This window comes from Leptothoe sp. PORK10 BA2 (genome assembly GCF_034932105.1).
Lineage (GTDB): Bacteria > Cyanobacteriota > Cyanobacteriia > Phormidesmidales > Phormidesmidaceae > Leptothoe.
Genome location: NZ_JAYGIG010000009.1, coordinates 1 through 15,664 on the forward strand (window position 1 = coordinate 1; position 15,664 = coordinate 15,664).

The following is a 15,664-nucleotide window of genomic DNA, read 5'->3' on the forward strand; positions in this document are numbered from 1 at the left end:
ACGCGCACTAATGCCAACCGAGCTTCCTTGAAGCTAACCTGACGCGTTTTACGACGGTCAATCGGGCTTCCTGCTGCGGTTACACCGGCTGTCGTTTCCACAATGGGAAGCAACGTCCCGTCCATTTGCGCAATCAGTTGGCTGACACCGGGTTGGCTCGGAATCTCAGCGCTCAGCACTTGGCTTTCATGGACGACCTGGGCGTGAGATTGAGTAATCGCCTGGGCTGAACTAATCGGCACCGCTATGCCATGATGCTCTTTCAGCTTGCTCGGAATCCGACCAAAGGATATATCGGCACCAAAGTCGGTAATCACTCGCTGTAACGGTAATGAATAGCTACGACAATGCACATCAGCACTCATCGAAAAAGGCCGGATTAACCGTCCTCTTTGGTGGGACATAAACGTTTGTTCTTCTACTCTGATTTCACCGAATCGGGTATACCAGTAGAGTGTTTTTTTCGGCTCCGATGAGCTTGGCTATTAGCCTTGACAAACGTTTCTCTTTGTTTCTCATTTTGTTGGGTTGCCCAGCCTTGGAGTGCTGATTGTCCCAGCTTTTGAATCTCTTCTATCACTCGCTGTTCTGCCTCATGCGCACTCTTGAGATCCCCGTCAGCATTCTCCACTACCGACAACAAACTCTCTATTTTTACTTTGAGTTCTGGATGTGCACTCAAGCGAGATTCCAAACTGTTGGAGGGACTATCGGAAGAGGACTCAATTGGCACAGACATATTGTATTACCCTAGTCAAATAATGATGACTTGATTGTAACCTCCCTCAGATTCAATATCGACTAGGATAGTTCATATGTTTTACTGTCACTTTTAATTACACCCGTAACCCTGGTCATCAACCATGCTTTTACCAGATAGATCCAAAATTGGTGCCTGCTAATTGTTAAGTGGAAGAAGTTCGTCTAAAGCACCTACGGTGAATAGGTTCAGAGCTTCCATCCAAGGGAGGTCATGGAGGTGAGCACCCAAGAACTCGGCTAAAGATTGCCCGGTTTTCTTTGCCTCCGGGAGAAAGGGGCTTAGATTATTGACAATGGCCCAGACCTTGAGCGGGGCATCAATTTTGGGTGTTGTGCTGTACTGTGGCGCTAGCGATCTGCTGTAAGCAGAACAACACAGATTACGTAATACTTTATCCAGAAGTATTACGTGACTTGCCCCTTCCATGACCCCATATCCATCCCCCAAAAACCACTTCTGGACCTGGCAAGGCTTCCCCATCCGTTACCAAACCTCAGGCACTGACGGCCCCCCACTCCTCCTCATCCATGGTTTCGGAGCCCACAGCGACCACTGGCGCAAAAATCTTCCCGACCTTGGACTCACCCATCGTGTCTACGCGATTGACCTCATCGGCTACGGTCAGTCCGCTAAGCCCACCCCCGGAGAGCCTCTCCCCTACACCTTCGAAACCTGGGGCCAACAAATCATCGACTTCTGTCAAGACATTATCTGCGAACCCACCTTCCTCGTCGGCAACTCCATCGGCTGCATCGTCGCCATGCAAGCTGCCACCATGGCCCCCGACCAAGTGCTGGGCCTCGTCATCCTCGACTGTTCCCTGCGCCTACTCCATGATCGTAAGCGCGCCACCCTGCCATGGTACCGAAGCGCTCCCACCCCCCTGATCCAAGCGATCCTCAATTACAAGCCTGTTGGCCAGTTCTTTTTCTCCCGGCTCGCTAAACCTAAAACCCTCAAAAATATCCTACGCCAAGCCTACGGTCGCAAAGAAGCCGTCACCGACGAACTGATCGAGTTGCTGCTTGCCCCCGCCCGCGACCCGGCAGCCGTAGATGTCTTTGTCGCTTTTATCAGCTATTCCCAGGGACCACTCCCTGAAGATTTGCTCCCCCAGCTCACCTGCCCGGTATTAATGCTATGGGGCGACGTCGATCCTTGGGAACCGATTGAACTTGGTCGGGAACTCAGTGAATATAACGTCGTCGAACAATTTATACCGCTCGAAGGAGTGGGCCATTGCCCCCAGGATGAAGCACCCGAACTGGTGAATCCATTGATCACCGATTGGGTGCAAAGGAAGGCGGCAGCCAGCTTAGTCTATTAGGATTTAGCTGAGCTGCTTCTCCCTTGATAATTCCTTGGTGCCAATAGTGCTTGAGCAACAGTTAGACGTTTTGTGCGACGTCTCTCCGCTTTCACCCTCAAAACAGACGAAATACGAGACCAGTTAAAACTAGACAAAAAAGTACCCTGGAAACACGAATGTGCTTCACAGGGTATGGGCAACAGTTAAACGCTTGTGCTGTAAATAGAATCGCTCAAACCAACTGATAAATGGCATGTCCTGTGTCGATTTCTGGAGTGTCCATAATTCCATCTCGTAACTACTCAGGCTATACATTTAGACAACAACATTCTCAAAACACTATATGTAGTGCATGATGATTTTCTTAGAATACGTAGAAAAATCAGCTTTTGCAATAAGGAGCCAATTTTTGACTCTAATTGAGAATCTCCTTTTCTATGAAATTGGCTAAAATCCTTTCTGACTAAGGTTTAAAGGGATTTTGCTATAGGCTGAGTAGTTACTCCATCTCAGCCTATGTTTCAATTATGTGAGCTATGATACAGGTAAGATGTGTTCGCTACTTACAACCTAACCTTAGGTAGGTCAATTCCAGGCACCAAACCCTTTGCCAAGACCCGTGGGTATTAGTGGTGAAGGGTACTAAGGGCCAGTAAGGGCCAGGCATGGGAAACAGTTAAACGCTTTCAGTTAAACGTTTTAAATAAAAAAGTACCCCGCGAACACGAATGTGTTTCACGAGGTAGGGGCAACAGTTAAACGCTTGTGCTATCCATAGCATCGCTTAAGGAACGGTCTACGCGGTTTGGCGTATGCCGATTTTTAGAGTGTCCACAATCCAATTGCAGCTTGAGTTTCAGGTGGGGGATTCATGAGGAGGTCTACGGTCAGACGACTTAGGCATACCCCCATGAGCGAAACCACCAGGATGGTGACAAACGCCAAACTATTGCCAACATCGCGAATTCTTAATTCCACCCTGAGTAGCAACGCTGCGGCCAGCATCACGAGAAAGTACATAAAAATCTGAATCCAGGTAACGACCACCACGGCGAGGGATGCGCTCACTAATGCCATTGCCGTGTAGCCCACGTCGGATTGAAACCCAAGCAGCAGAAAGTTACGTAGGGGTTTCCAGAAAATGGTTAATAGGGCTGCTTCGACCACGGCATAGGCAGCGGCTAACCACCAGATAACATCAGCGCTGTGGCGAGTATTCAGAAAGGCACCAAACCCCATGTAGGCCAGGAATAAAAGGAGTAGCGATAGCCAGGGCCATTTTTTCATCGGTACTCTTAAAGGTTGGTGGAAATTGCCTGGACCGGACAGGTAGGAATACATTGCTCGCAAACAATGCATTGGGCGCGGTTAAAGACGAGTTTGAAGCTGTCTGGATCTAGGCGTAATGCGCCTGTGGGGCACACCCCTGTACATAGACCGCAATGGACACAAAGGTCCTCGTCGATCAGAATTTCTCGGCTGGATAGGGAGACGTCGATGCCTTGGTTACGCATCCAGTCAATGGCTTCGTCTAGCTGGTCAATGTCGCCTGATAGTTCCAGTACGCCTTTGCCTACCTGGTTGGGGGCGACCTGGGCCCGAATGATATTGGCTGCCACGTTAAAATCCTTGGCTAGCCGATAGGTGATGGGCATATTCACCGTCTGTTTTGGAAATGTTAGGGTAACGCGCTTTTTCATTCCGTTAGACTGAAGAAGATGCTGTTGTGACGCCGCAGGCGCTTTTTTATTCTATGTCGGTTAACTCTCCTGAATCTGACGGTCTGGCCCAACGCTTACGAAATTTTGTGGTGGTGCTCGTAGCCGTAGTGTTGAGTGTGGTGGTTGTTGTGGGGCTGCAAACTCGCACTCCGGCTGCATCCCTATCGGATATGGCCGAGGACTCGTTACCCCTGGAGCAGGCGATGGCCAATGGTAAACCCACCTTGATGGAGTTTTACGCCAATTGGTGTACCAGTTGTCAGGCTATGGCTGGGGATTTGCAACAGCTGAAGGCTGAGTATCAGCAGGATGTGAACTTTGTCATGCTGAATGTGGATAATACCAAGTGGTTGCCGGAAATGCTCCATTACCGGGTGGATGGCATTCCCCATTTCGTTTTTTTGGATGGGGCGGGGAATGATGCAGGTGCTGCCATGGGTGAAATTCCTCGGGCTGTGCTGGCGGAGAATTTGACGGCGTTAGTGGTGGGGGAGAAACTACCCTATGCCCAAGCGAAAGGCCAAACCTCAGGTGTGGAGACGGTGCTACAACCATCTGGTGGATCGGATGATCCCCGCAGCCATGGCGCCCAGGTGGTGCAGTAGGTTTAGAGAATTCAGGTGATTTAACTCAGGTGATTTAGCAAAATGGCTATTCCACCACAATGTCCCGTAGGGCGGCTTCTATTTTGGGATAGGCATAGGAAAAGCCGGTGGACTGGGTGCGTTCGGGCAGGACCTTTTGGCCTTCGAGCACTACCACAGCGCCATCCCCCAGCAAGGTCTCGATTACAAAGTCAGGCACGGGTAACCATGAGGGACGGTTCATCACTTTACCGAGGGCGTCGCACATGGCGGTCATGCGCACTGGGTGGGGGGCGGTGCCATTGTAAATACCGGTCATGTTTTCCTCGGTGAGGCCCTGCATCAGCAGGCTTACGAGATCATCGCGGTGGACCCAGGAAAACCATTGCTTGCCGCTACCGATGGGGCCCCCGGCGTAAAGGCGGAAAGGTGTCAGCATTTTTGCGATCGCACCCCCCATACCCAACACAATGCCAATGCGCACCGTGACCAAGCGGGTGCCATAGGCGGTCACCTTGTCCGCTGCCGTTTCCCACGCCTGACACACCTGGGACAGAAAATCCTGCTTAATGGGTTGACTGGTTTCATAAAATTCAGCTGTTTCACTAGTGCCATAGAACCCAATGGCCGAAGCGCTCACCATCACCTTGGGTTTGACTGAGGCCATGCCGATGGCTTCCACCAGCTTGGCCGTGCCCAGCGCGCGGCTGTTCATAATTTCCCGCTTACGCTCGGGGGTCCACCGTTCTGCGATCGTCTCCCCCGCGAGATTAATCACCCCATCGCAGCCGGCAATCTCGGCTTGCCAATCGCCGGACTGCTGGGGAGTATAGGCCACAATTTCTACCTGGCCATAGGCAGACTCAGGAAATATTTTTCTGGCCCGATCAGGGTTACGGGTAAATACTTTAATCTGGTGGCCCGCATCATGGAGTCGTTGCACTAGACGTGAGCCCACAAATCCTGTTGCCCCAGTTACTGCCACTTTCATCATTAACTACTCCCTGGATCGGCTACATGGCTGGTTTTCCTTCCATGGTAGCGGTATTCGATCCCCCTTCATACCGTGGGGCAATCCAATCAAAGTCAATTTGGTTTAGGTAATCCACCGCCCATGTAGCACAGCGTTGCATCATGTGATACGGATAGACCTGGGCCACACCCACCACGGGAATACCCGCCGCCTTAGCCGCGTCAATCCCCGCAAAGCAGGATTCAATGGCCAGACAGGTTTGGGGGGTGAGAGCCAGGGTCGGGTCTAGCAAATTGAGCTGATCAATGGCGGCCAGATAACTCAAGGGGGAGGGTTTACTCGCCGACACGGGCATATCGCTGGCGGAAACCACTAACGAAAAGTGATCCGTGAGCTTAGTTGCTGCCAATATCTGTTCCACGTCGGTGCGCTGGGCACCGGTCACAATCGCTGTGGTGTATTGTTTGCTGCGAATGCGAAATAGCAGATCGCCCAGACCTGCATAGAGGTTGAGTTTGGGCTGCGATCGCAGCCATTCACCATAGCCCTCTGCCTTCTTGCGCAACAGTCCATCCAAATACTCATCGCGCACAAAGCGGCCCCGGGCCTGCAAAATTGCCGTCAGTCGGGCGCGGTCGCTTTGGCCCAAGTACTTCTCTCGATACTCATCTGGATCAAACCGCAGATTTTCAGCCAACAATAACTGAGCAATCAGCTGGGGATGAACGTCATCGTCATTGACAATGACACCGTGAAAACCAAAAAAGACGGCCTTAAGCATTGTGCCAAATTACGCGATTAGAGATCTTGATCAATCCCCTGATAGAGGGATACTCGGGCGAGCTAAGCGACCCCAAATGAGAATAAAAACAAACATTATCAAACATGTCTGTAAGTTAGACATCAAGTGTACCAATGACGCTTTAGTATTAAATATTACCCCTTAGCTATTACCCGATAGGGAATTAGCTTTAGCCTTCCTGGTTAGTCCATTGGGTTTGTAACCTATGCATCTACTTTCCGAAAAGAACCTGATCAGTGCAACAGCCATTCCTGTGCTTTTACAGTGGTGGACCCAACGAAAACGCCGTGCTAATGCCAGGGATGTGCTCAGCCATCCCATTGTTCAAGACGTTGATTCGACCTACTTAGACAAGTATCAACGGCTTATGGACATCTATGCTGTGGTCAAGTCCGGTGGTACCGAGGCCCAGATCCAAGCGGCCAAGGCCTACTGTGGTCGAGAGCACCAAGCCATCACCCAACGCCTCAACCAAATCAGCAACCAGCCAGAAGCCACGGATGAGTACCTGCTGCTGCTGCATGAGGCGCAAGAGCTGGAACGCTCCACCCATAGGCGCATCAATCAGCTGCAGGATATTCACCCCGAAGAGGAACTCGCTGTGCGGGAGCATCTGGTCGATATTGAACAAATGTTGATTCGATGATCCATGGCATCCTATGACGTTGTCGTCATTGGCAGCGGTATCGGTGGTCTGGTGGCGGCCGGGTTGCTTGCCCGTTACGGACGGCGGGTGTTGGTGTGTGAAAGCCACACCCTACCCGGTGGTGCCGCCCACTCGTTTAAACGTCAGGGGTTTACCTTTGACTCTGGGCCGTCTTTTTACTGTGGTTTGGCGGACCCCACCTCCTGCAATCCCCTCCGGGAGGTGTTGAGCGCCCTGGGGGAGTCCGTTGCAGCGGTGGCCTACGATCCCTTAGGGCACTACCACTTTCCCGATCGCACCCTGGCTATTTACGGCGATGCTAACCATTACCAGGCATCCCTGGCGGAGATTAGCCCCCAAGCGGCCCAAGAGCTCCAAGCCCTGACGGAAAAAATGCTGGCCATTTACCGTCCCCTAGGGGCAATTCCCACCTTGGCTCTGCGGGCCGATGGTTGGCTGTTGCCATTACTGGCCCAGCGATTTCCAAAAGCTATGGTGCAGCTGCTTCCCCAACTGCGAGGGCTAGGGCGTTCCATGGGGGACTTTGTGGATGAAACCGTCAGGGACCCATGGCTACGACAGCTGATTGATTTGGAATGCTTTTTGCTGTCTGGGATGAAGGCCCATGAGACCGTAGCGCCGGAAATGGCCTTTATGTTTGGCGAGCGGGCCACCTCGGTGATTGACTATCCGATCGGGGGTAGTGGGGCCATTGTGGAGGCCTTGGTCAGGGGGCTTAAACGGTGGGGCGGTGAGCTCCGTCTGGGGACCCATGTGGATAAAATCTGGGTTGAGCAAAACCAGGCCCAAGGCATTGTTTTGCAAACGGGGGAGCACATCCGCGCTGATCAGGTAATTTCCAACGCCACCCTGTGGGACACCTGTAATCATCTGCTAGACGAGGCGGATCTACCGCAAAAGTATCGCCAAAAGTTTTTGTCAACGCCAGCAGTAGACAGTTTTATGCACCTCCATCTGGGCATTCGTGCTGAGGGTTTGGAGGATTTAACCATTCACCATGTGGTGGTGCACGACCGGGAGCAGGACATCACCGCTCCTGGCAACACCTGCATGATTTCGATTCCGTCGGTGCTCGATCCATCCTTAGCCCCTGTCGGTCACCATGTGGTCCACGCTTATACCCTGGAACCCTATGCAGGCTGGCAGAGGGATGGGGACTATGGGGAGAAAAAAGCAGCTAAGGCCCAGCCGCTGCTGCGGGCGTTACAGCGGGTGGTGCCGGATATTTGCGATCGCATCACCCTCCAACTCATTGGCACCCCCCTCACCCACCAGCGCTTTCTCCGCCGTCACCAAGGCACCTATGGTCCTGCTATCGCCGCGGGCCAAGGCCTTTTCCCCGGCTGTCGCACCCCCATTAAGGGGCTGTATCGAGTTGGCGATAGCACCCTTCCCGGCATCGGTGTTCCCGCCGTTGCGGCCTCCGGCATTCTCTGTGCCAACAGCCTAGTAAGTCCCAGGGAAGCGGCGGCCTTACTCGACTTGCAGACGTGTAAAACGCCCCTGAACGCTTCTGAACGCCCCTGACACTCCCTTAAATCCAAGGCAATCCCATCGGCCAATAAAGCACCGTAATCGACACCTGTTCTTGGCGTAGATAGGCCATCATCCGACGCTGCACACTGCCCACGGACTTCCTCGCCTCAAAGGTACTCAAATGAGCCCAGGACTTCAGGGTTTCACCCCCCGATCGCGCCTGGTCGGGGGCCACCGTTCTCAGCCAGCCCAGCACACTGTCCGGTAGGGTTTGAGTCATGCGTAGGGGCAATGGACCGGTAGAAAAACTTTGGGCATAGGCCGGTTGCAAAAAGACGCGGTAGGTCTCTGCCTGCTCGGTCTGTTGCATCGCCACGCTTAGGGCCAACGCTTTCAAATACTCGCGTAGCTGGGTGGTTTGCTCTCCCGATAGCTCTGGCATAAAGGGAACCTGGGTGAGGGCTTCATTCACATTGTCAGGATCCCCCACACTGAGGTGGGTGCCCCCAATCACGGCCACTAAATGGTGGTCAGGTCCCTGCAGCTGGTGGAACGGACCTAGTTGCTGTGCCAGGGTGGGCGTCACCCCATCCTTAGTCCCCGTCAAAATGATGCTAGGCACTGCCACATCCGCCAGCCCTTGACGACCAAACAATCGCCCCACCAATGGATTCATCGCTATCACTTGGACAATTCGCTCATCCCTCAGGTCCGCTGTCACCTCCGGCAGGTCCACCGCCGCACACTGTAGCCAATCCGCTGGCGATAGCCCCACGGGCGTCAGGCTGTCACAAAAAGGCGGCAGTGCCGATAGATCGAGCTGGGCACCGGCCAAGGCGAACCCGGTATATCCCCCCAGGGAATGGCCGATCAGCACCACCCGTTCTGGGTCAAATTTCCCCCCTAACGTGGGGGATGCTTTTTCCATCCAGGTCAGCCGGTCCAGCACATAGGTGACATCCCGGGGCCGATCTAGAAACTCACTGGCTGGCAGGATGCGGCTAGGTTCCTCTAGGGCCGCCGGATCAATTGGCGTATTATTCAGCGCATCCACGTTACTCCCCACATGCTCTAGGGCTACGACGGTCAGCCCGTGGGAAGCCAAATGTTGGCCGACATAGGTTAGAAAACGCCGATCGGCTGCGAATCCATGGGAAAGCACCACCAATGGCGCATCTTCCACCACTGCCTGATCGGGCACATACACATCAACGGGAATCAACCGGTCGCGAGCCCGATCCACAAATTTAAACGAGCGCTCGGTTACGGCTATTGTCCCCTGCACAGTGGGGTCAAGGTCGTTGGGTAAATCAATATCATCGCTCACCAGCAGTTCTTGCTCAAGCACCGTGCTCAGGGCATCTCCCTCTAACCGCGATAGATTGAGCTGGGATACCAGCGCTAAGGCTGCCGTTAGATCCACATCCAACGTCTCCTGGGGCACCGCTCGCAAGATCCCCAGCACGTTTAAACCAGCGGTCTGCTTTGCTGCCAGGCGAATGGCTCCCCGAATTTGCTCCACGGTGAGGTCAGGGGCGACCCTGGCTAAGGAATCTAACAGGAGCTCCCCGTTGGGTGAAGCCAAAATATCTGCCACCATGCGATCGGCCATGACTGGGTCAAGGGTCACCCGATCGTTGAGCATTGCCTGAATTTCAGGGGTCAATAGCCCCCGGTAAATCCCTAGGCGGGAGGGTACCTGTCCGGTTTTAGCGAATTCTTCCAGATCGCTCACATAGAGCGTTTGTCTGATCGGTCCCACTTGGATGTTGATCCGCTCTGCGGCTTCCACCGATCCCCCCGTCATTCCTCCCAAGGCCACCGCACTGATCGCCGCCACCAGCCGCCATCGATTCAACCCCAAGGGTTTTAATCCCCATGACTTCAAACCATTGACCAACGGTCCAAACGGTTGAGCAGGAACAAACTGGGCCAGCCGAGGCAGTCGAGATGCCATAGGAGCAAGATGAAACATAGTGAATCGGATCTGGGTAAGCGGACGATTTGCCAGTAAGCTGTCACCCCAAGTCCCCAAGTCTTACGGTCAGCCATAAAATCGTCAGAATCATCTCTAACATAGCAATCAAAATTAGACATGATCGGCTACATTGATTGCCTTGACAAAACTAGATTAGGCTCACCCTAGGGTTTGACTAATTAGTTAATTCAGGCAGATGCCTGGGATGCCGGACATCCCAGGGCTGCTTTAGGGACCAAGGGGCAGATGAGGTCCTGACTCTGATGGATTCCATATCTGACTTTAGAATGACCACCCAAACTCCCATTGGCATCATGGGGTCAGGAAATCATGGACTAGTAGCTGGGCTATAGCTTCCCCAGTTTTCTAATCAAGTCTGCTCAAACGGAGAATCCATAGGGGACAGCAGGGTTCAACTTGGACGTGTTTGAGCGCACAGATGATGTTGTAAATGTTTGTGTCGAATGTCCCATGGCAGCCATAGCCTAATCTGCGAGGTTTCGCTTAAAATCCGTCTGAAACCCTTGACGCTGTAACAACCTTCTCCGTCGCTGTCGGGCTAATGCTTGGAGGTCTACGTTGCGATCCGTTTCATCGACAATTTCACCAATGAGCACTTCTAGTACATCTTCTAGGGTGACTACTCCCGATACGCCCCCGTATTCATCCACCACAATCATCAGATGCTCACGGGCTGTTTGAAAGGTTTTTAAAAGTTTGTCGGCTCGTCCGGTGGCTGGGATGTATCTGGCTTGACGCATGCAGCTGGTGACCGGATCTTGTCCCCGACCCTGGACTAGGGCTGCTAAGAGCTCCGCCTTCAGCGCCACACCCATCACATCATCCAGCTCATTGCCGGTGACAATAATGCGGCTATGCTGCGACTGCATAATTGCTTGCTGAGCCGATTCTAAGGACTGATTGCCCTCAATGGAGGTAATGGCTACCCGTGGCGTCATGATGTCTTCTGCGGCGATGTCGTTCATCCGAAAGACCTTGTGGATCATTTCGGCTTCATCATCTTCGATCAGCCCCTCTTGATAGCCCAACATCGCCAATAGCTTGATTTCTGCTTCATTGGTTACGGGACGTTGAGTTCCCTGTACCAGGGGTGCCGTCAGCTTTTCTAGGGTTAAAATAATCGGCGTCATTAGCCAGGCCAGGCTGCGCACTGGAATCGCCATCAGTGGTCCCAACTGTTCGGCGTAGCGTTCACCAATGGTTTTGGGCAGAATTTCGCCAAATAGAATGATCAAAAAGGTCATCAGGCCAGAAAAAATTCCCAGCATGACGTTGCCAAACAAGTTTGCGGCTAGGCGGCTGACTACGAAGCTGCCGCAGATGTTGAAGACGTTATTGAGGATAACAACGGTGGCAATGGGTCGGTTGATTTTTTCCCGAATGGCTAATAAAGCAACATTGGCTGGATGACGATTTTGGGCTAGTTGTCGGGCTTTGAGCAGGGGAATAGACAGCAGCGCCACTTCAGTAGCAGAACAAAGAGCGGAACCGATTAAAACGATCAAAACTGCGATCGCAAGTTGAGCCATGATGGGAGTAGAGACAACATTCAACAATCAGTGGCGAAGGATTGCTATGATTCTGGCTAACTAAGCCCACACAGTCGCCATATAGGATTCAGACCCGCAAAAATGGGTGTTTTTGCTAAAGCAGTGGCTATTCCAACATACTGATCCTTTGCACCATCTCACTAGGGCAGATTTGCCGAAGTCCCAGTGTCTAACTCTAAATCAATCTAAATTAAATAATAGTTGCCTTCTCCCAAATAGATACACAGACAACCCCAGGTTTTCTGACCTAGCCGATAATTAAGGTTGCATCTCGATCCGCTGCCATCTCCAATGTTTGACCCCATCCGATCTCACCCCCTAGCCCTACTTAATCATCTATGAGCGCAACCATCCTCGATGTTCGCAACCTAAAGGTCGAATTCGACACCGCCAACGGCGTGATCAAAGCGGTTGATGGCATTTCCTTTCAGGTGAAACGGGGTCGCACCCTGGGCATTGTGGGGGAGTCTGGCTCGGGTAAATCCGTCACCTCCCTATCGCTCATGGGGTTAGTCCCCAACCCACCGGGGCGGATTACCCAGGGGGAAATTCTTTTCTCAGAACAAGCTGGCACTGCCCCGGTCGATTTATGTCAGGTCTCCCCCAAACAGCTCCAGAGCTACCGGGGGGAAAAAATTGCCATGATTTTCCAGGAACCCATGAGTTCCTTAAATCCGGTTTATACCTGCGGCTTTCAACTGATTGAGGCGATTCAGCAGCACCAGCCCCTGACCCAAGCCGAGGCAGAAAAGCAGGCCATGGCTAGTCTTCAGGAGGTCAAACTCCTGCCCAGCGATGAGGAGCTGAGTACCCTGGTAGCTAGGGAGCAGCAGATTAGCGATCGCAACGCCATTATCCGCGCTGTCCAGGAACGCAAAAAAGCCATCCTCAAGCGCTATCCCCATCAACTCTCCGGCGGTCAGCTACAGCGGGTGATGATCGCCATGGCCATCGCCTGCAATCCCTCCCTCCTGATTGCCGATGAACCCACCACCGCCCTGGATGTGACCGTCCAGGCTCGCATTTTAGACCTGCTGCGAGACCTGCGGGATCGACGCTCCATGTCCATGATTTTCATCACCCACGATCTAGGCACCATTGCCGAAATTGCCGACGATGTCGCCGTCATGTATCGCGGCAAAATCGTCGAATATGGTGCCGTAGATCAAATTTTTGACCGACCAGAACATCCCTACACCAAAGGGCTATTGGCCTGTCGTCCCCGGCCCGATCAGCGCTTACGTAAGCTGCCCACCGTAGCTGACTATATGCAAGTGCAAGAGGAACCCGATGGCGAAATCAAAATCTTTTCCCGTCATTTTGACTCCGACGAAGCTAATAAACTCACCGCAGAAGTCAGCCCTGACGAAACCGCTAACCGATTAGCCCAAATCAGCGGTGACACCCCCTTAATCACCGTACAAAATCTCAAGGTCGGCTATCCCGTCAAGGGCGTCTTTGGCCAAACTACTCGCACCTTTTTGGCCGTAGATGATGTGTCCTTTGATGTGTACAAAGGCGAAACCTTTGGCCTCGTTGGCGAATCGGGCTGTGGTAAAACCACCCTGGGGCGTGCCCTGTTAAGGCTGGTAGAGCCCATGGCTGGAAATATTTTCTTCGAAGGTTGCAATATTCGCCAGCTAGCCAAGGGAGATATGCGCAAGCTCCGGCGCGAGATGCAGGTGATTTTCCAAGATCCCTTTAGCTCTCTTGACCCCCGCATGAGCATTGGCAAAGCCATTGCGGAACCATTAAAGATTCATCGGGTGATCCGCAGCCGTCGCAACCTGAACGAACGGGTTGCCTACCTGCTGGAGCGGGTGGATATTGATCCAGGTTGTGTCAACCGGTTTCCCCATGAGTTTTCCGGTGGGCAGCGCCAGCGGATCTGCATTGCCCGGGCCCTAGCCCTCAACCCTAAATTTATTATTTGCGATGAGTCGGTCTCTGCCCTAGATGTGTCCGTGCAGGCCCAAGTCCTCAACCTACTCAAAGAGCTGCAGGCAGAGTTTGGCCTCACCTACGTATTTATTTCCCATGACCTCGGGGTGGTGAAATTCATGAGCGATCGCATCATGGTGATGAACCAGGGGCGCGTGGAAGAAATCGGTCCCGCCGATGAAATTTATAACCATCCCCAGCAGGCATATACTAAGCAGCTGATTTCTGCTATTCCCGCTGGCACCCTGGAGCGGATTCAGGAATTACAGGTGGCCAGGGGTGCGATCGCATCCTAACCTCCATGCCATGCCCCCCGTCTTGAATGATGCCAGCGTCAGCAACGGGCCCGGGTCCACCGGGCGACTCTGCCCAAAGCGGAGGCAATCAAGGCTTAAAATCTTATGAAAATATAAATCGCGACCACAATTAACTGCACGGCGGTAACCGGAATGCTGTACTTCAAAAAATGCTGGAATGAAATACTCTGACCGTGCTGCTCGGCGATGCCAGCTGCCACAATGTTGGACGAGGCTCCTACCAGGGTGCCATTGCCGCCGAGGGTAGCGCCATACATCATGGCGTAGAAGAGGGGCAGAACTTCGGGAGGAAACTCTCCAGTAAAGGTCGGACTTAACACCTCTGGCCCCACCACCAGTCCGGTGGTAACCAGATACTGCTTGAGCAGCGGTACCATGGCCACTACCAACGGAATATTTGGCACAAAGCTGGAGAGCAGTCCAATCACAAAAACCATCACAATGGCTCCGAGCATAATGTTCTTGCCAATTAAAACAGCCAGGAGTTGAGAGAGCTGACCAATGACTCCTGTTTTTTCTAACCCGCCAATGAGGACAAAGGTGCACATAAAGAAGATGAGGGTACTCCAATCGACATCTTGGAGAATGTTGTGCACGGTGTCGAGTTTACTCTGATGGGCGATCAGTAAGGCCAGTGCCGCACCCATTAATGCAGCCTTAGCAGGGGTAATCGGCACGGGGAAAAGTTCACCCACTACAAAGCAAGTCAGCATCAGTGCAATCACTACACCCCCCAGGGCGAGAACAGTGGGCCGGTGGATTTTGGGGTGGGGTAATACTGTGAGGTCTGTTATTCGCCATTTCCAAATATCGCGGAAGAGAATGGGCAGCAGCACTAAGATGGCTGCGATCGCAACGACACCCCCTAGGCTCAACTTCTGCAAATAGTCGATAAAACTTATGTTGATCGCGTCGCCAACAATAAAGGTAGCCGGGTCACCCACCAGGGTCAGCAGACCAGCGCTGTTAGCCACAAATACCAATAGAACGAGCAGTGGCACGCAATCGACCTCAAGTTCTGAAGCAATGGTGGGCATCAACGGTGCCAATAGCATCACTGTTGTCGCATTTGGTAAAATTGCGCAAATGGGAGCTGTAATGGCAACAATCCCCAATAGCAGGCGTTTACCTTCTCCGTTTGCCATTATCACCATTTGAGTGGCGAGATATTCAAAAACGTGGGTAGATTCAAAAGCACGTACTAGCACCATCACGCCAAAAAAAAGTGCCAGCGTAGGGTAGCCGTTGCCGATGTAGTTCATTGCCTCTGTAAGAGACATGATGTGGGAAAAGACTAATACCAGTGCGCCTAAAAGAGCGGCAACCGTTAACTGTATCCATTCGGTCATGATCGCCAAAATCACTATGACGAAGGTGATTGAGGCCACTAAAGCTTGCCAAGTTTCTACCATGGTGGATCTGAACCCTGTAAGAGAATTAGAATTTGTACAAAATTGGCAAAAGTGATGTGTTGGGAAGCGGTAATAGGCGATCAAACGCGTAAATTAGCACACCTAACCCATTGTCATGATTAAGGCATACTTGATCAACCAACTCGTCCA

Annotated in this window: 13 protein-coding genes and 1 pseudogene; 5 read left to right on the forward strand and 9 right to left on the reverse strand. The window is 52.5% G+C overall.

Going from position 1 to position 15,664, the window contains the following annotated elements; all coding sequences use genetic code 11:
- Together VB741_RS04080 and VB741_RS04085 are read right to left on the reverse strand one after the other, a co-directional pair.
- Positions 1-365 (reverse strand): annotated as a pseudogene (locus VB741_RS04080) (hypothetical protein); the annotation flags it as partial.
- Positions 366-418: 53 nt separating this feature from the next.
- Positions 419-739: a hypothetical protein gene (locus tag VB741_RS04085; RefSeq protein ID WP_323363871.1), complete on the reverse strand. Its 321-nt coding sequence runs from the start codon at positions 737-739 to the stop codon at positions 419-421.
- Positions 740-1,187: 448 nt separating this feature from the next.
- Here VB741_RS04085 and VB741_RS04090 point away from each other — a divergent pair, with 448 nt between their 5' ends.
- Positions 1,188-2,090, forward strand: a complete 903-nt coding sequence (locus VB741_RS04090) for an alpha/beta fold hydrolase (protein WP_323363872.1) — start codon at positions 1,188-1,190, stop codon at positions 2,088-2,090.
- An 804-nt stretch (positions 2,091-2,894) separates the two neighbouring features.
- Here the strand turns inward: VB741_RS04090 and VB741_RS04095 are convergent.
- Both VB741_RS04095 and VB741_RS04100 read right to left on the reverse strand, forming a co-directional pair.
- Positions 2,895-3,359: a hypothetical protein gene (locus tag VB741_RS04095; RefSeq protein ID WP_323363873.1), complete on the reverse strand. Its 465-nt coding sequence runs from the start codon at positions 3,357-3,359 to the stop codon at positions 2,895-2,897.
- Between the two features lie 8 nt (positions 3,360-3,367).
- Positions 3,368-3,772: an NIL domain-containing protein gene (locus VB741_RS04100; protein ID WP_323363874.1), complete on the reverse strand. Its 405-nt coding sequence runs from the start codon at positions 3,770-3,772 to the stop codon at positions 3,368-3,370.
- Between the two features lie 53 nt (positions 3,773-3,825).
- Between VB741_RS04100 and VB741_RS04105 the strand changes: the two genes are divergently transcribed.
- Entirely contained in the window at positions 3,826-4,398 is a 573-nt protein-coding gene (locus tag VB741_RS04105; protein WP_323363875.1) for a thioredoxin family protein, read from the forward strand.
- A gap of 46 nt (positions 4,399-4,444) precedes the next feature.
- On the opposite strand, the gene thyD is transcribed toward VB741_RS04105, so the two are convergent.
- Positions 4,445-5,368, reverse strand: coding sequence for a thylakoid membrane protein ThyD (gene thyD / locus VB741_RS04110; protein WP_442786287.1), 924 nt, complete (start codon positions 5,366-5,368; stop codon positions 4,445-4,447).
- Between the two features lie 22 nt (positions 5,369-5,390).
- Positions 5,391-6,131 carry an HAD family hydrolase gene (locus tag VB741_RS04115; RefSeq protein ID WP_323363877.1) on the reverse strand — a complete coding sequence of 247 codons (741 nt, stop codon included), beginning with the start codon at positions 6,129-6,131 and terminating at the stop codon, positions 5,391-5,393.
- A 226-nt stretch (positions 6,132-6,357) separates the two neighbouring features.
- On the opposite strand from VB741_RS04115, the gene VB741_RS04120 reads away from it, so the two are divergent.
- Together VB741_RS04120 and VB741_RS04125 are read left to right on the forward strand one after the other, a co-directional pair.
- Positions 6,358-6,798: a hypothetical protein gene (locus tag VB741_RS04120; RefSeq protein WP_323363878.1), complete on the forward strand. Its 441-nt coding sequence runs from the start codon at positions 6,358-6,360 to the stop codon at positions 6,796-6,798.
- A 3-nt stretch (positions 6,799-6,801) separates the two neighbouring features.
- Complete coding sequence (locus VB741_RS04125) at positions 6,802-8,346, forward strand: phytoene desaturase family protein (RefSeq protein ID WP_323363879.1); 1,545 nt, start codon at positions 6,802-6,804, stop codon at positions 8,344-8,346.
- Positions 8,347-8,353: 7 nt separating this feature from the next.
- Here the strand turns inward: VB741_RS04125 and VB741_RS04130 are convergent, their stop codons facing one another.
- A complete protein-coding gene (locus VB741_RS04130) occupies positions 8,354-10,252 on the reverse strand; it encodes an alpha/beta hydrolase (RefSeq protein WP_323363880.1) in 1,899 nt (632 codons plus the stop codon).
- 506 nt (positions 10,253-10,758) lie between these two features.
- A complete protein-coding gene (locus VB741_RS04135) occupies positions 10,759-11,823 on the reverse strand; it encodes a hemolysin family protein (protein ID WP_323363881.1) in 1,065 nt (354 codons plus the stop codon).
- Positions 11,824-12,182: 359 nt separating this feature from the next.
- Here VB741_RS04135 and VB741_RS04140 point away from each other — a divergent pair, with 359 nt between their 5' ends.
- The gene (locus VB741_RS04140) at positions 12,183-14,081 is read left to right on the forward strand and encodes an ABC transporter ATP-binding protein (protein ID WP_323363882.1); all 1,899 of its coding nucleotides are present in this window, start codon (positions 12,183-12,185) and stop codon (positions 14,079-14,081) included.
- A 95-nt stretch (positions 14,082-14,176) separates the two neighbouring features.
- Here VB741_RS04140 and VB741_RS04145 read toward each other — a convergent pair whose 3' ends face one another.
- Complete coding sequence (locus tag VB741_RS04145) at positions 14,177-15,514, reverse strand: ArsB/NhaD family transporter (protein ID WP_323363883.1); 1,338 nt, start codon at positions 15,512-15,514, stop codon at positions 14,177-14,179.
- Positions 15,515-15,664: the final 150 nt, after the last annotated feature.

Excerpts from the sequence above, each read along its gene's own strand:
- VB741_RS04135 (WP_323363881.1), bottom strand. The coding sequence starts at position 11,823 with ATGGCTCAACTTGCGATCGCAGTTTTGATCGTTTTAATCGGTTCCGCT.
- VB741_RS04130 (WP_323363880.1), bottom strand. The coding sequence starts at position 10,252 with ATGGCATCTCGACTGCCTCGGCTGGCCCAGTTTGTTCCTGCTCAACCG.
- VB741_RS04105 (WP_323363875.1), top strand. The coding sequence starts at position 3,826 with ATGTCGGTTAACTCTCCTGAATCTGACGGTCTGGCCCAACGCTTACGA.
- VB741_RS04125 (WP_323363879.1), top strand. The coding sequence starts at position 6,802 with ATGGCATCCTATGACGTTGTCGTCATTGGCAGCGGTATCGGTGGTCTG.
- VB741_RS04090 (WP_323363872.1), top strand. The coding sequence starts at position 1,188 with ATGACCCCATATCCATCCCCCAAAAACCACTTCTGGACCTGGCAAGGC.
- thyD (WP_442786287.1), bottom strand. The coding sequence starts at position 5,368 with ATGAAAGTGGCAGTAACTGGGGCAACAGGATTTGTGGGCTCACGTCTA.
- VB741_RS04085 (WP_323363871.1), bottom strand. The coding sequence starts at position 739 with ATGTCTGTGCCAATTGAGTCCTCTTCCGATAGTCCCTCCAACAGTTTG.
- VB741_RS04140 (WP_323363882.1), top strand. The coding sequence starts at position 12,183 with ATGAGCGCAACCATCCTCGATGTTCGCAACCTAAAGGTCGAATTCGAC.
- VB741_RS04100 (WP_323363874.1), bottom strand. The coding sequence starts at position 3,772 with ATGAAAAAGCGCGTTACCCTAACATTTCCAAAACAGACGGTGAATATG.
- VB741_RS04145 (WP_323363883.1), bottom strand. The coding sequence starts at position 15,514 with ATGGTAGAAACTTGGCAAGCTTTAGTGGCCTCAATCACCTTCGTCATA.
- VB741_RS04095 (WP_323363873.1), bottom strand. The coding sequence starts at position 3,359 with ATGAAAAAATGGCCCTGGCTATCGCTACTCCTTTTATTCCTGGCCTAC.
- VB741_RS04115 (WP_323363877.1), bottom strand. The coding sequence starts at position 6,131 with ATGCTTAAGGCCGTCTTTTTTGGTTTTCACGGTGTCATTGTCAATGAC.
- VB741_RS04120 (WP_323363878.1), top strand. The coding sequence starts at position 6,358 with ATGCATCTACTTTCCGAAAAGAACCTGATCAGTGCAACAGCCATTCCT.